Source organism: Limnoglobus roseus (assembly GCF_008254045.1).
GTDB lineage: Bacteria > Planctomycetota > Planctomycetia > Gemmatales > Gemmataceae > Limnoglobus > Limnoglobus roseus.
Genome location: NZ_CP042425.1, coordinates 3,721,841 through 3,737,696, shown reverse-complemented (window position 1 = coordinate 3,737,696; position 15,856 = coordinate 3,721,841). Strand labels below are relative to the sequence as shown.

Annotated in this window: 6 protein-coding genes; 1 reads left to right on the top strand and 5 read right to left on the bottom strand. The window is 64.5% G+C overall.

Going from position 1 to position 15,856, the window contains the following annotated elements; all coding sequences use genetic code 11:
- Positions 1–28: 28 nt before the first annotated feature.
- From PX52LOC_RS15625 to PX52LOC_RS15605, 5 genes are all read right to left on the bottom strand, one after another.
- Positions 29–1,759, bottom strand: coding sequence for a response regulator (locus PX52LOC_RS15625; RefSeq protein ID WP_149110993.1), 1,731 nt, complete (start codon positions 1,757–1,759; stop codon positions 29–31).
- Between the two features lie 48 nt (positions 1,760–1,807).
- Positions 1,808–8,638: a HAMP domain-containing protein gene (locus PX52LOC_RS15620; protein WP_390637541.1), complete on the bottom strand. Its 6,831-nt coding sequence runs from the start codon at positions 8,636–8,638 to the stop codon at positions 1,808–1,810.
- Between the two features lie 944 nt (positions 8,639–9,582).
- Positions 9,583–10,959 (bottom strand): efflux RND transporter periplasmic adaptor subunit, encoded by a 1,377-nt coding sequence (locus PX52LOC_RS15615; protein ID WP_149110992.1) that lies wholly within the window; start codon positions 10,957–10,959, stop codon positions 9,583–9,585.
- A gap of 80 nt (positions 10,960–11,039) precedes the next feature.
- The gene (locus tag PX52LOC_RS15610) at positions 11,040–14,195 is read right to left on the bottom strand and encodes an efflux RND transporter permease subunit (protein ID WP_149110991.1); all 3,156 of its coding nucleotides are present in this window, start codon (positions 14,193–14,195) and stop codon (positions 11,040–11,042) included.
- A 125-nt stretch (positions 14,196–14,320) separates the two neighbouring features.
- Positions 14,321–15,073: an SDR family NAD(P)-dependent oxidoreductase gene (locus tag PX52LOC_RS15605; protein WP_149110990.1), complete on the bottom strand. Its 753-nt coding sequence runs from the start codon at positions 15,071–15,073 to the stop codon at positions 14,321–14,323.
- A 105-nt stretch (positions 15,074–15,178) separates the two neighbouring features.
- Here PX52LOC_RS15605 and PX52LOC_RS15600 point away from each other — a divergent pair, with 105 nt between their 5' ends.
- The gene (locus tag PX52LOC_RS15600; protein ID WP_149110989.1) at positions 15,179–15,796 is read left to right on the top strand and encodes a TetR/AcrR family transcriptional regulator; all 618 of its coding nucleotides are present in this window, start codon (positions 15,179–15,181) and stop codon (positions 15,794–15,796) included.
- Positions 15,797–15,856: the final 60 nt, after the last annotated feature.

Here is a 15,856-nt window from a genome sequence, read left to right as displayed (position 1 = left end):
CTTAGCCCGCCGTCCGGATTGCGAACGATTAACTCTTCGGGAGGTGTATTTCATTCAGGAGGGTTATCAACGACCGCGGGTCCACCGGCTTGACCATGTGTCGATCGAACCCGGCCTCCGCCGACTTACGCTTGTCCTCGTCCTGCCCCCAACCCGTCATGGCGATGAGAACCATCTTCTGGCCCCACTGCTCTCGCCGAATCGTTCGGGCCGCATCATAGCCGTTCATTTTCGGAAGGCCGATGTCGAGCAGCACGACTTGAGGACGGTACTTGTCCGCCGCCTCGACGGCCCCCTCGCCGTCGTGGGCCACGTAGACCGTGTTACCAACGGCCTCGAGCAGCATCATGAGACTCGAGGCGGCGTCGCGATTGTCGTCCACGACCAGGACGCGCAGGGCGGAAGGCGGTATCGCCCGGTCGATTTCCCCCTCGTCGATCTCGGCGGGGGCTGACGAATCCGTGAGTACCGGGAGCCGGACCAAGAACTCACTCCCCTGCCCCGGGCCGTCGCTGTTGACCTCCACCCGGCCGTCGTGCATTTCGACGAGGCGTTTCACCAAGCAGAGGCCAATGCCCAGCCCGCCCTGTGACCGGGAGAGGGCGCCCTCGACCTGCGAAAACATTTCAAAAACGGATTCCCGGTGAGCGGCGGAGATGCCGATGCCGTTGTCCTTCACCGACACCACCACGTCGTTGCCGAGCCGCTTTGCGACCAGTTCGATGCGGCCCGCGCTCGGGCTGAACTTGGCGGCGTTGTTCAGGAGATTGAGGAACACCTGGGCCAACCGCACCGCGTCGCCGTCCAGGAGAATGGATTGCGGCGGGAAGCGCACAATCAACTCGTGCCCTTCCTTCTCGATGAGCGGCCGGCTCGACTCGATGGCCGCCTGCACGACCCGTGCGAGCTCGACCCGCTCCTTCTTCAACTTGATCTTCCCGCGGCTGATGCGGCTCACATCCATCAGGTCGTCAATGAGTCGGGTCATGGCCAGCATTTGCCGGTCGATGACTTCCTTCGCCCACTTCACCTCGGGTATCGCCGGCCCCTTTAGGTCGAGAACTTGGACGGCGTTGCGGACAGGGGCGAGAGGGTTGCGGAGTTCGTGAGCTAGTGTCGCCAGAAACTCGTCCTTGCGGCGGTCGGAGGCGCGGAGGGCTTCCGTACGGTCCAACACGCGCCGCTCGAGGTTGTCGTTCAGCTCGCGCAACCGCTCCTCGGCCCGGCGGCGCTCGGACACCTCGGCGAGCAAGGCCCGGTTGGCCATTGCGACCTCGCGACTGATGCGGTGCAGTTCGGCGAAAACGGCGACTTTCGAGCGAAGGATCGTCGGATTCACAGGCTTATGGAGGTAGTCCACCGCGCCGGTGCCGTAGCCCTCGATAACGTGCTGGTCTTCGTTGTAATACGCGGTGAGGAAGATGATGGGCACGTGGGCGGTCTTCTTGCGTTCCTTGATCAGCTGGGCCAACTCGAAACCGGTCATGCCGGGCATCCGGATGTCCAAGATCAGGAGCGCGAATTCATCCTGGATGAGTGCGAGCAGTGCCTGGTCGGCGGATTCGGCCCGGAACAGTCGGTACTCGGGTTCGTCCAAGATCGTCTCGAGGACCGTGAGATTCTTAGGCTCATCGTCCACGATCAGAATGTTGATGGCCTCGTGACCGCGGGCGGAAGCCGGTCCTTCGACCGCGGTGCTTGGCCGCCGTTGCGGATCGGGTGTCGGATCGTCCGGCGGGGCGGTGGCGTTTGTGCTCATGGCGTCTGGCTCCTTCGTGTCTTGCGATCATCGACCGTTCGCGAGTTGTCAGCGGAAGAGCCACACGCGCATCAGTGACAAGAGTTGATCGCTGTTCACCGGCTTGGCGATGTAGTCGCTCGCGCCGGCGTCGAGGCACTTTTCTCGGTCGCCTTTCATCGCCTTCGCCGTCAGGGCGAGGATGGGGAGGGTGCGGAACTTCGGGACGTTCCGAATCTTGAGCATCGTTTCGTAGCCGTCCATTTCGGGCATCATGATGTCCATTAACACGATGCTCACGTCGTTCCCGTTTTGAAGGGTCTCGATCGCCTGGCGGCCGTTGGTCGCGCTGACCACTTCCATGTCATGGTTCTCGAGGAGCGAGGCGAGGGCGAAGATGTTGCGGGCGTCGTCGTCGACCACGAGGACTTTTCGGCCGCGGAGGACGTCCTTCGAATTGTGCAACTGATCGAGCATTTTCTGCTTGTCGGCCGGCAGGTCCGTGACGATGCGGTGAAGGAACAGGGCCGTCTCGTCCAGCAATCGCTCGGGAGACTGGACGTCCTTGAGGACGACGCTCTTGGCCAGCGCCTTGAGCTTCGATTGCTCCTCGGCGGTCAAGTCCTTGCCGGTGAAGACAACCACGGGCACGGCCGCCAGGGCGGGCGTGCCGTGCATCTTACTCAGCAACTCGAATCCGCTCATGTCCGGCAGGCGCAGGTCGAGGACCACGCAGTCGAACGGTTGGGCGGTCATTGCCGCCATTGCTTCCTCGCCAGAGGCCGCCGTCGCGATCTCGAGATCCCGGTAGCCGATCAATTCGACAATGGATTGACGCTCGATGTCGTTGTCCTCAATGACCAGCAGTCGCTTGGTCCGCGGGGCGGTGAAATTTTTGATGCGGTCGAACGCCGCCTCCAACCCCTCCGTGGTCGGTGCCTTGACGAGGTAAGAGAAGGCCCCGTGGGCGAGTCCGTGTTGGCGTTCTTCGACGAGCGTGATGATCTGCACGGGGATGTGGCGTGTGCCCGGGTCGAGCTTGAGTTGGTTGAGCACCGTCCAGCCGAGCATGTCCGGGAGAAAGATGTCGAGTGAGATGGCGGCGGGGCGAAACTGTCGCGCGAGTGAAAGGCCGACCGCGCCCCGGTTGGCGACGATGCCCTTGAAGCCCTTGTCGCGGGCCAGCCCTAAGAGAATGCGGGCGTAGTGCGGATCGTCCTCGATGATGAGCAGCGTCAGGTCGCCCTTCTCGATCGTGCTGCGGTCGTCCTCGATGTGGTCTTCGCGCGGGGCGGGCAAAACCGTGTGTTCGCGCACCGAGGACGGGCCGCCCTTGGCCAGTCCGGCCCGCGCGCCGTTGGACCCGGTGTAGTGCACGGGCAGATAGAGGGTGAACGTGCTGCCCTGCCCGTGGACGCTGGCGAGCTTGATCTCGCCGCCGAGTAGTAGGGCCAACTCGCGACTGATGGCGAGGCCGAGGCCGGTGCCGCCGTACTTGCGGGAGGTCCCGGCGTCGGCCTGTTGAAACGCCTCGAAAATGATCCGCTGCTTCTCCGGGGCGATTCCGATCCCCGTGTCCTCGACGGCAAAGGCGATCACTTGACCCGCCTTGCCGAGGGACGGGTGATCCGGAGTCCAACCCTGCGTCGCGAGGCCCACCCGGACGTCGACGTGACCGTGGGCGGTGAACTTGACTGCGTTGGAGAGCAGGTTCTTGAGGATTTGCAAGAGCCGCTTCGGGTCGCTGTCCAAGAACGGTGGCAAGTTCTCGGAGAAGTGGACGTGGAACGGCAGGTGCTTGGCCTCGGCCACGTGCCGGAAGTTCCGGTCGATGTTGTCTCGGAGGCCGGGGAAGGGAATTTCCTCGACCTCGACGGTCACCGTCCCGGATTCGATCTTCGAGAGGTCAAGGATGTCGTTGATGAGGTGCAAGAGGTCGGAACCGGACGAGTTGATGTTCCGAGAAAATTCGATCTGCTTGCTCGACAAGTTGCCCGGGTAGTTCTCGGCCAGTTGTTGGCTGAGGATCAAGATGGAGTTGAGCGGCGTCCGCAGTTCGTGGGACATGTTCGCCAGGAATTCGGATTTATACTTCGAGGTCAGCGCCAGTTCGGCGGCCTTTTCCTCGAGCGCGTGACGGGCCTGCTCGACCTCGGCATTTTTTCGCTCTACCTCGGCGTTCTGCTCGGCCAACAGCTTCGCCTTGGTCCCGAGTTCTTCGTTCGTGTTTTGGAGTTCGCTTTGGCGAGACTGCAATTCCACGGTCAGCTGCTGCGACTGCGTGAGCAACCCCTCCGTCCGCATGGTCGCTTCGATCGTGTTGAAGACCGCGCCGATGCTCTGGGTGAGCAGTTCGAGGAAGGTGATGTTGACGTCGGTGAAGGGGTGGAGGGTGGCAAGTTCAATGACGGCCTTGACCTGCCCTTCGAAGAGGACCGGGAGCACGATGATACTGACGTGCCGGGCTTCCCCGAGGCTGGAGGAGATGGTGATGAAATCGGGCGGCACGTCGCTGAGGAGGATCCGCTTCTTTTCGACCGCGCACTGGCCGGCGAGGCCCTCGCCGATTTCGATCGTTTCCATCGTCCGTTTGCCCTTGTGCCCGTAGCTCGAGAGCAATTGGAGCTGGGTATTCTCGCCGGTCCCGACCATGTGGTAGATCGTGCTCTGGTAGGCCTTGACGAGCGGCGTCAGCTCGCTGAGGAGCATCTGGCCCACGGTCTTCAGCTCGCGTTGGCCCTGGAGCATGCCGGTGAATTTCGCGAGGTTCGTTTTCAGCCAGTCCTGCTCCCGGTTGCGCTCGGTCGTTTCGCGCAAGTTGAAAATCATCGTGTTGATGTTGTCCTTCAGTTCCGCAACTTCCCCGCGGGTCTCGACCTGAATGGAGCGGGTGAGGTCGCCCTTGGTCACCGCCGTGGCGACCTCGGCGATGGCGCGGACCTGCGTGGTGAGATTGGCGGCGAGAAGGTTGACGTTGCCGGTGAGGTCCTTCCACGTGCCGGCGGCCCCGGGGACGTTGGCCTGCCCGCCCAACCGCCCGTCCACGCCGACTTCGCGCGCGACGTTAGTCACTTGGTCGGCGAAGGTCGCCAGCGTGTCCGTCATGTTGTTGATGGTGTCGGCGAGCGCGGCGACCTCACCCTTGGCCTGCACGGTAAGGCGTTGGCTCAAACTCCCGTTGGCCACGGCGGTGACCACTTTCACGATCCCGCGGACTTGTTCGGTGAGGTTCGATGCCATGAAGTTGACGTTGTCGGTGAGGTCCTTCCACGTCCCGCCCACGCCGGAAACCTGGGCCTGACCGCCGAGCTTGCCCTCCGTGCCGACCTCCCGGGCCACTCGGGTGACTTCGCCCGCGAAGGAGTTGAGCTGATCGACCATCGTGTTGATCGTGTTCTTCAGCTCCAGGATCTCCCCCTTCACGTCCACCGTGATCTTCCGGTTCAGGTCGCCCCGCGCGACGGCGGTCGTGACCTCCGCGATGTTCCGGACCTGGGCGGTGAGGTTGGCCCCCATCGTGTTCACCGAGTCGGTCAGATCCTTCCAGGTGCCGGCCACCCCGGGCACCACCGCCTGCACGCCCAAACGGCCTTCCGTGCCGACCTCGCGGGCGACGCGGGTGACCTCCGAGGCGAACGAGCGGAGTTGCTCCACCATGGTGTTGATGGTTTCCTTGAGTTGGAGGATCTCCCCGCGGACGTCGACGGTGATCTTCTTCGACAAGTCACCGTTCGCCACCGCGATCGTCACGTCCGCGATGTTCCGGACCTGGCCGGTCAGGTTCGAAGCCATCGAGTTCACGTTATCCGTCAGGTCCTTCCACGTCCCGGCCACCCCGGGCACCGCCGCCTGCCCCCCGAGCTTGCCCTCCGTCCCCACCTCCCGGGCCACCCGCGTCACCTCCGACGCGAAGGCCGAAAGCTGGTCGACCATGGTGTTCATGGTTTCCTTGAGCTGAAGGATCTCGCCCTTCACGTCCACCGTGATCTTCCGGGACAGGTCGCCGCGGGCGATGGCCGTGGCCACGTCGGCGATGTTCCGGACCTGGCCGGTCAGGTTCGACGCCATCGAGTTCACGTTGTCCGTCAGGTCCTTCCACGTCCCGGCCACCCCGGGCACCGCCGCCTGCCCCCCGAGCTTGCCGTCCGTCCCCACCTCCCGGGCCACCCGGCTGACTTCCGCCGCGAACGAGCGGAGTTGGTCGACCATGGTGTTGATGGTTTCCTTGAGTTGGAGGATCTCCCCGCGGACGTCCACCGTGATCTTCTTCGACAGGTCACCGTTCGCCACCGCGATCGTCACGTCCGCGATGTTCCGCACCTGCGAAGTGAGGTTGTTCGCCATCGAGTTGACGTTGTCCGTCAGGTCCTTCCACGTCCCGGCCACCCCGGGCACCGCCGCCTGCCCCCCGAGCTTGCCGTCCGTCCCCACCTCCCGGGCCACCCGGCTGACCTCGCCGGCGAAGGCATTGAGCTGGTCGACCATGGTGTTCATGGTTTCCTTGAGCTGAAGGATCTCGCCCTTCACTTCGACGGTGATCTTCCGGGACAGGTCGCCGCGGGCGATGGCCGTGGCCACGTCGGCGATGTTCCGGACCTGGCCGGTCAGGTTCGACGCCATGAAGTTCACGTTGTCCGTCAGGTCCTTCCACGTCCCGGCCACCCCGGGCACCGCCGCCTGGCCCCCGAGCTTCCCCTCCGTCCCCACCTCCCGGGCCACCCGCGTCACCTCCGACGCGAACCCGTTGAGCTGGTCGACCATCGTGTTGATCGTGTTCTTCAACTCCAAGATCTCGCCCTTCACGTCCACCGTGATCTTCCGCGACAGATCCCCCTTCGCCACCGCCGTCGTCACCTCCGCGATGTTCCGAACCTGCGAGGTGAGGTTGTTCGCCATCGAGTTCACGTTGTCGGTGAGATCCTTCCACGTCCCGGCCACGCCGCGGACCTGGGCTTGGCCGCCGAGTTTGCCCTCGGTGCCCACCTCCCGGGCGACTCTGCTCACTTCCGACGCGAAACCGTTCAGCTGGTCGACCATCGTGTTGAGCGTGTTCTTCAACTCCAGGATCTCGCCCTTCACGTCCACCGTGATCTTCTTGGACAGGTCGCCGTTGGCCACCGCCGTCGCCACGTTGGCGATGTTCCGAACCTGGCCGGTCAGGTTCGACGCCATCGAGTTCACGTTGTCCGTCAGGTCCTTCCACGTCCCGGCCACCCCGGGCACCTCCGCCTGGCCCCCGAGCTTGCCGTCGGTCCCCACCTCTCGGGCCACCCGGCTGACCTCGCCGGCGAAGCCGTTGAGCTGGTCGACCATCGTGTTGATCGTGTTCTTTAGCTCCAGGATTTCCCCGCGTACCACGACGGTGATCTTCCGGGACAGGTCGCCGTTGGCTACCGCCGTGGTGACGTCGGCAATGTTCCGGACCTGGGCGGTCAGGTTGGTCGCCATCGCGTTCACCGAGTCCGTCAGGTCCTTCCACGTCCCGGCCACGCCGCGGACCTCGGCTTGGCCGCCGAGTTCGCCCTCGGTGCCGACCTCCCGGGCCACCCGCGTCACCTCCGACGCGAACCCGTTGAGCTGGTCGACCATCGTGTTGATCGTGTTCTTCAACTCCAAGATCTCGCCCTTCACGTCCACCGTGATCTTCCGCGACAGATCCCCCTTCGCCACCGCCGTGGTGACGTCGGCGATGTTCCGGACCTGGCCGGTCAGGTTCGACGCCATGAAGTTCACGTTGTCCGTCAGGTCCTTCCACGTCCCGGCCACCCCGGGCACCGCCGCCTGCCCCCCGAGCTTCCCCTCCGTCCCCACCTCCCGGGCCACCCGCGTCACCTCCGACGCGAACCCGTTCAGCTGGTCGACCATCGTGTTGATCGTGTTCTTCAACTCCAAGATCTCGCCCTTCACGTCCACCGTGATCTTCCGCGACAGATCCCCCTTCGCCACCGCCGTCGTCACCTCCGCGATGTTCCGGACCTGGCCGGTCAGGTTCGACGCCATCGAGTTCACAGAGTCGGTGAGGTCCTTCCACGTGCCGGCGACGCCGCCCACCTGGGCCTGGCCGCCGAGCTTCCCCTCGGTGCCAACCTCCCGGGCCACCCGCGTCACCTCCGACGCGAAACCGTTCAGCTGGTCGACCATCGTGTTGATGGTCTCCTTGAGCTCCAGGATTTCCCCCTTCACGTCCACCGTGATCTTCCGCGACAGGTCGCCCCGCGCCACCGCCGTAGTCACGGTCGCGATGTTCCGGACCTGGGCCGTGAGGTTGGTCGCCATCGCGTTCACGGAGTCCGTCAGGTCCTTCCACGTCCCGGCCACCCCGGGGACCACCGCCTGCCCCCCGAGCCGCCCGTCGGTGCCGACCTCGCGGGCCACACGGGTGACTTCCGAGGCGAACGAGCGGAGTTGGTCGACCATCGTATTAATGGCCTCCTTGAGCTGGAGGATCTCCCCGCGGACGTCGACGGTGATCTTCTTCGACAAGTCCCCGTTCGCCACCGCGATCGTCACGTCCGCGATGTTCCGCACCTGGGCCGTGAGGTTGCCGGCCATCTGATTGACGGACTCGGTCAGTTCCTTCCACACGCCCGACACGCCCTTGACCTTGGCCTGCCCCCCGAGCTTGCCCTCGGTGCCGACCTCGCGGGCGACGCGCGTCACCTCGGACGTGAAAACCGACAGTTGCTCGATCATCGAATTCACGAGCTTCGCCGACCGCAGGAATTCGCCCTTGAGCGGTCGCCCGTCGACCTCCAGGTCCATCGATTGCCCAAGATCCCCCTTGGCCACCGCGCCGATGGTCCGAGCGACGTCCGTCGTCGGCCGCACCAAGTCGTCGAGCAGCGTGTTCAACGAGTCAATCTTCGAGGCCCACCCACCGATGGCCCCCGGCACCGACATACGCTGTTTGAGCCGCCCTTCCTTTCCGACCGTCAAACTCAACCGCGCCACTTCTTGAGCGATCCGATCCTCGTGTGCGATGGTTTGATTGAAAGCCTCGGCGATTCGCCCGTCCGTGCCGGCCCAGTCCGCGGGTAGCCGAGTTGAGAAATTTCCATCCCGAAACGCGATGATTGCCGAGAGAATCAGCCGCGCCCGGGCGTCCCCCGAGTTCTCCGAGGGAGTGTCCGCGGGATCCAACGAAGCCTTCGACTTGCCCCGAAGTTTCGCCTTCGAGAGTTTGTCAGTATCATCCACGGAATTGGACGGAGGGAGTTCCGATTGGCTAATCGTGGTTTTGTTCACGGTGCTCCAGATCGACGGGTATTGGAGGTCGCTTCCGCAAGGGAGGTGCGGAACACTGATGCCCGTTCAACACTGCGGCTCATCGTACCTCAATGCAACGCATTTTGGCACGAGCATACCATCAGTTGAAGAACGACTGCCAACTGGAAATGGGCCAATTTCTGGGCATCTGAAGTTATACAAAGTGGACCGCGAGAAGAGGGCAGTCGGGCAACGTATCGTTCACGGCACGATTGAAACTGAGATCCGCCCTCGGTGCAAAGAGATGTTCACTCTGACAGGTCTGGGCCCCGCGACACAACTTCTGCCCGCCTGTGAAGGTCACGGCCGCTTCAGGGAAGGTAAGTCCGGACGGCGGCGGCGATGAGCATACCGCCAGTCTCAAGTCTGGAGTTTATTGGGCAGCGGTTCAGATATTCGTCTGCGTCTCGGCGATGGTGGCAGCGGTCAGCCGACTCGTACTCGGGGGAAAGCGACTTGTTCGCAGGGGATGATCCGGACCCTCGCTCGCAGGTGTGGATACGTCGCGGCGTGGTTGTTCCTGACCCCCGACTCGACATTGCTCGCTGAGCTATTGTCGCGCGGGGGAGGAACCTGGACTACCGCCGGGTCGAGTGTCCCGACGGCCACGTCTCGGCCAGAGTGGTCGGCTCGGCGGGCTTCGTCGTGCCCTGGATGCGCACGGTTTGTCCGCCGGCCAAGTCGTCGGCCGGGTTGACGACGAGCTGTTCGCCCCCGCTCAGGCCGGAAACCACCTCGACCGTTCGGCCGTAGTCGCGGCCGAGTTTCACCGGCCGGACGAAGGGCTTATCGCCCTCCACCACAATGACTTCGACCCCCTGCGGCGTGTACCGCAAGGCCGAGACGGGGACCATCTGCGACGTGTGCGACGGGGCCAAGGCGATGCGTACTTGCGCGTAGGTTCCCGCCAGCACCGTTCGGCTCTCGTTCGGCAGTTCCAACTCCACCCGCAGCGTGCGGGTCGTCGGGTCCAGGGCGTTCGCGGTGCGAGCCACGGTTGCGGCCAGCGGGTGGTTCGGCGATTCGGGGACGATCACGTACCCGACCTTCGCGGCCTTCGCCCCGGTCGCGTAGCCCTGCGGCACGTCCACCTGAACGCGGAGCGTGGCCGAGTTCTGGACGTGGAACAGCGGTTGCGGCGTGACGGTCGAGAGCAACATGCCGACTTCGGCGAAGCGGCGGGTGACGGTGCCGTCGAACGGGGCGACGATCCGCTTGAAGCCCTGCACCTCCTTCAGCCGTCGGGCGTCGGCTTCCAATCCGCGAACGGTCGCTTCCTGCGTGCCGATCGCGGCCACTCGGCTGACGATCAGTTTCTCTTTCGCCCCCACGTCGGCATTCGCGGCGAGAACTTGTGCGGCCGTCGCGTCGCGGTTGCGGGCGGCCACTTCCGACTCCGTGCGACTGACGGCCGTGCCGAGGGCGGTCTGCCGCTTGTCCTCGCTGGCCGCGTACTCGCGGTTCGCCTCGGCCACCTTCACCTGGGCCTTCGCGGCGTCGAGTTCAGCCTTCGCTTGCTCCAAGTCCGCCCGGCGTTGCACCAGCAGCGCCCGACCTTGTTCGACGGCGGCCTCGGCCTGTTTGGTTTGCTGATCGACTTCCGGGGCCGCGATCTCGGCAAGGAGTTGGCCGGCCTTCACCCGTGCACCGCGATCGACGTGCCACTTCGCCACGTAGCCGTCGATGCGGGCGTGGAGGTTGGTTTGCTCGTAGGGCAACAGTTGCGCGGGCAACAGCAGGTCGGTGGTGACGGGCATCGCGGTCGGCGACACGACCGTTACCGTGCGGTCTGTCGGAGCGACCTGGGATGTCGGCTGCTGCGGCTCGCGAAGGCCGAGGGCGGCCTGGCTCGCGGCGCCGAGGCCGAGGATGGCGACCACGCTGGCGCCGGCGATTCGCCACCGGCGGCGGGGCGGCGAAGAACGATCAGCAGGTATCGGTGTGAGCGTTGTCATATTCGACTCCTAACTGTGTGATTCGATTGTTCGATGCGAAGGAATACCGGCCTTCGCGATCGGGATTACAGTGAACGGGTCTACATCAACTCTGGTTCGACGGTCGCCTTCGGGGCCGTCTTCGCCCGCAGTAGGCTGTAGACCACGGGCACGACCATCAGCGTCGTCAGCGTGGCGACCAGCAGGCCGCCGATCACAGCACGGGCGAGCGGAGCGTTCTGTTCGCCGCCTTGCCCGAGGCCGAGGCTCATCGGCAACATGCCGAGGACCATCGCCAGGGCCGTCATCAGCACCGGCCGCATCCGCGTCCGCCCGGCGTCCAGCGCGGCCGTGAGGGCATCGGCCCCTTCCTTGCGGCGATCGTTGGCGAACGTGACGAGCAAGATACTGTTGGCCGTCGCCACGCCGATGGCCATGATCGCGCCCATCAGACCGGGCACGCTAAACGTCGTCTTGGTGGCCAGGAGGCCGACCACCACGCCGGCAAGTGCCCCCGGCAGCACGCTGAGGATGATCGCTGGGTCAGTCCAGCTCTGGAAGTTCACGACGAGCAGCAAGTAAACGATCACCGCCGCGAACACGAGGCCGAGGCCGAGGCGGGCGAAGGCACTCTGCATGCTCTCGGCCTGGCCGCGAATCTCGATCGTGTTCCCCGGCGACTGCTGGCCGCGGAACTCGTCCACGACCTTCTGCACCTCGCGGGCCACGCTGCCCAGGTCGCGGTTCTGCACGTTGGCGTACACGTCGTAGACCGGCTGCACGTTGACGTGGTTCGTCACCTCGGCCGTGGACTTGCGGTCGATCTTCGCGAGGTTCGTGAGCAGTTGCGGTTGGTCCGGCCGGTCCCGCGTCGGCACCGGCAGCGATTCGACGGCCGCCACCGAATCGACCGCGTGCGGCGGCACTCGTGTTTCCACCGGGTACGAGATGCCGCTCTGCGGATCGACCCAGTAGTTCGGCTGCACCTGCTGGCTGCCGGAGAGCGAGACGAACACCTGGTTCGCCACCTCTTGTTGCGACAGCCCAAGTTGGCTGGCCCGCGTCTGATCGACTTCCAGGTGCAGCGTCGGTACGGCCGTCACTTGATGGAGGTGAACGTCCACCACGCCGGGGATTTGCTTCAGTCGGCCGACGATCTGCTGGGCGATCTCCAGGTTTTTCTTGCCGTCGTACCCGCCGACCTGCACATCGATCGGGGCGGGCAGGCCGAAGTTCAGAATCTGCGATACGATGTCCGCCGACTGGAAGTAGAAGGTGAGTTGCGGGAACTTCGCGGCCAGCCGTTCACGAAGCTCGACCATGTAGGCGGGCGTGCCCTTGCGGCGGTCGTCCTTCAGCGAGACGAGGATTTCGCCGTCGGACACGCCGGTCGTGGCGCTGTCGCCGAAGGCCATCGAATAACTGCGGTTCGGCAGGCCGATGTTGTCGATGATGAGCCGGGCGTCGTCGCCGAGGGTGGCGCGGATTTCGTCTTCCACCTGCGTGAAGTAGCGCTCGGTCTGTTCCAACCGCGTGCCGGCTGGGGCACGGACGTGCAACCGGAACTGGCCCGCGTCCACCGTCGGGAAGAAGTCTTCGCCGACGCGGGGAATCAACGACACGGAACCGAGGACGATCAGAATGAACAGGCCGAGGACCGTGCGGCGGTGCCGCAGGTTCCAGGCGAGCAGTCGCGTGTAGGCGTTGCGGAACCGCTCGAACGCGCCTTCAAAGGCGTTGTGCGCCCGGCCGAAGATCGTATTCGGCGTGTGGTGCGATTCGCTGGCGAGCAGGTAGCGGATCATCGTCGGCACCAGCGTCCGCGAGAGGAAGTAGCTCGTGCCAAGGGCGAAGACCACGGCCAGGGCCAGCGGCGTGAACAGGTACTTCGCCACCCCGTCGAGGAACGTCACGGCGACGAACACGATGCCGATGGTCAGCGTCGCCACGAACGTCGGCACGGCGATCTGGCTCGCCCCGTCGAGGATGGCCGTCAGCAGCGGCTTGTTCTCGCCGAGGTTGCGGTGGACGTTCTCGACCTCCACCGTGGCGTCATCGACGAGGATGCCGACCGCCAGCGCCAGGCCGCCGAGCGTCATCACGTTCAACGTGTAGCCGAGGGAATAGAGCATCGCGATGGACGCGAGGATCGACAGCGGGATCGACACGGCGACGATGAGCGTGCTCCGCCACGAGCCGAGGAAGACGAGGATCATCAGGGCCGTCAGCCCAGCGGCGATCACGCTCTCGTGGATCACGCCGTCCACCGCGGCTTCGACGAACAGCGATTGATCGAACAGCATCTCGATTTGCAAGTCCGGCGGAGCGGCGGCCTGGATCGTCGGCAGCGCCGCCTTCACGGCTTTCACGAGATCGAGCGTCGAGGCATCACCATTCTTCAACAGCGTAATCAGCACGCCGCGGGTGCCGTCGCGACGGACGACGGTCGTCTGCGACTGGAAGCCGTCGCGAACTTGGGCCACGTCCCGCACGTAGATCGTCGTGCCGCCGATGGTCTTGATCGGGATTGCGTTGAAGGCGTCCGCAGCCAGCGGCGTATTGTTCAGCGTAACCGGGTACTGCTGGTCGCCGATCTTCGCGGTGCCGGTCGGGGCGGCCAGGTTGTAAGCGTTCATGGCGTCGGACACGTCCTTCGCCGAGACACCGCGGGCCCGCATTAACTCCGGGTTGAGGTCCACCTGAATCTGCCGTTCGACGCCGCCGTAGGGCGTGGGCAGCGTGATGCCAGGGATCGTCGAGAGTTGTTGGCGGAGGATGTAGAGGCCGTAGTTGTAGATGTCCGACTCGGCCATCGTCGGGCTGGACATCGCCAGTTGCAGCACGGGCACGCTGGAGGCGTTAAACCGCAGGATGATCGGCGGCTGAATGCCCGGCGGCATCACCTGGCGGATCGCCTGGCTGACGGCCGTCACCTGCGCGACGGCCGCGTTCACGTCGCTGCCGGGGTGGAAGTGGATGCGGATTACCGAGACGCCGTTGACCGTCTGCGACTCCATCCGCCGGATGTTGTTCACGTTCGAGCTAATCGCGTACTCGCTGTACGTCGTCACCCGCTTCTCGAACTCCGTGGTGTCCATGCCGCGGTAGGTCCAGATGACCGTGACGACCGGCAGGTCCACTTCCGGGAAGATGTCGGTCCGTGCCCGGCGGGCGGATAGTGCACCGAGGACGAGAATCAGCAGGGCCGCGACGACGAAGGTATACGGCCGGCGCAGGGCCAGTTTGACGATCCACATGGGACACCCGGCGGTTGGGATGAATCAGATCAAGTGATCGGGAGAATGGTAAGGGCGGGGCAAGGACCGCGGTAACTCGATCGTCCGCGGTCCTTGCCCGATACTGCACGGGAGGGGTGAGAGGGTTACTTCAGCCCGCCGCCGATGAACCACGTTTCGCCGGTGATCCAGGCCGAGTCGTCCGACGCGAGGAACGTCACCGCCGGGGCAATGTCGTTCGTCTGGCCGATGCGACCGAGCGGCGTCTGGGCTTCGAGTTGCTTGCGGAAGTCGCTCTCGGCAAACCCGGCCGCGTGGACGCCTTCCGTCTCGACCATGCCGGGGTTGATCGAGTTTACGCGGATCTTCTTCGGTCCCAGTTCCTTCGCCAGCGACTTCGTGACCGCGTCCACGGCCGCCTTCGTCGCGGAGTACACGGCCGCGTTCGGCGGAGCGAAGACCGAGACGACGGAGCTGATGTTGATAACCTTGCCGCCCTTCGCGTCGAAGTGCTTCGCGGCTTCCTGCGTCGAGAGGATGAGGCCGAGGACGTTCAGGTCGAACTGCTTGTGGAAGTGTTCGGCCGTGACATTCTCCAGCGGGGAGAATTCGTAGATGCCTGCGTTGTTCACCAGGATGTCGAGCCGCCCGAATGCCTTCTTGGCGTCCGCGAACAGCCGGCGGATGTCCGCTTCCACTGCGACGTTCGCTTGTACCGCGACAGCTTTGCCGCCCGCGGCGGTAATCTCTGATACGACCTTGTCGGCACCCGCCTTACTGGAGGCGTAGTTGACGACAACGGAAGCCCCTTCCCCGGCGAGGTGTTTGGCGATGGCAGCCCCAATACCCTTGGAAGCCCCCGTGACGACCGCGACTTGACCCGTGAGTTTCTTCGACATGACCGGCTCCTTTGTGAAAGTTCTGTACTGACGAGTACAATACCTATCGGAGCCTCTTTCAGAGACGTCGCGAATTTTTCTCTCCCCCCAACTTCGGAGGCAGTCATGGCGACCGGACGGCCCCGCGAATTCGACCCCGACGCGGCCCTCGACGCGGCCATGAAAGTGTTTTGGCACAAGGGCTACGAGGGCGCGTCCCTCGACGACCTGACGCACGCCATGGGCATCAACCGGCCAAGCCTGTACGCCGCGTTCGGCAACAAGGAATCGCTGTTCCGCAAGGCGCTCGACCGCTACGCCCACGGCCCCGGCAGTTATCTGCACAAAGCGTTGGCGAAGCCGACGGCTCGCGAGGCGGCGGAGTGCCTGCTGTACGGTGGCATCGACGTGCTGACGTGTCCGGAAAGCCCCGGCGGTTGCCTGGTCGTCCAGACGGCCCTCGCTTGCGGACAAGCCGCCGAGTCGATCCGCCGGGAACTGGTGACGGTGCGAACCACCTCGCTCGATTTGATCCAGAAGCGGTTCGAGAAGGCCCGCCACGAGGGTGATTTAGCGAAGGGCGTGGACTGTGCGGGGTTGGCACGGTACGTCGCCACCGTCATGCACGGCCTCAGTGTTCAAGCCGCAAGCGGGGCCGACCGAAAGCAACTACAACAAGTCGCCGAGTGGGCGTTGCGCGCCTGGCCGGTTTCCGGAAGCCAGGAGAATGAACGCGACCGGTGAGGTCCGTGTGCGGACGCCTGCCGGGCCATCGCCCTCCCTCATCACGCGGCGTTCGAGTAC

Excerpts from the sequence above, each read along its gene's own strand:
- PX52LOC_RS15600 (WP_149110989.1), top strand. The coding sequence starts at position 15,179 with ATGGCGACCGGACGGCCCCGCGAATTCGACCCCGACGCGGCCCTCGAC.
- PX52LOC_RS15615 (WP_149110992.1), bottom strand. The coding sequence starts at position 10,959 with ATGACAACGCTCACACCGATACCTGCTGATCGTTCTTCGCCGCCCCGC.
- PX52LOC_RS15610 (WP_149110991.1), bottom strand. The coding sequence starts at position 14,195 with ATGTGGATCGTCAAACTGGCCCTGCGCCGGCCGTATACCTTCGTCGTC.
- PX52LOC_RS15620 (WP_390637541.1), bottom strand. The coding sequence starts at position 8,638 with ATGTCGGTGCCGGGGGCCATCGGTGGGTGGGCCTCGAAGATTGACTCG.
- PX52LOC_RS15605 (WP_149110990.1), bottom strand. The coding sequence starts at position 15,073 with ATGTCGAAGAAACTCACGGGTCAAGTCGCGGTCGTCACGGGGGCTTCC.
- PX52LOC_RS15625 (WP_149110993.1), bottom strand. The coding sequence starts at position 1,759 with ATGAGCACAAACGCCACCGCCCCGCCGGACGATCCGACACCCGATCCG.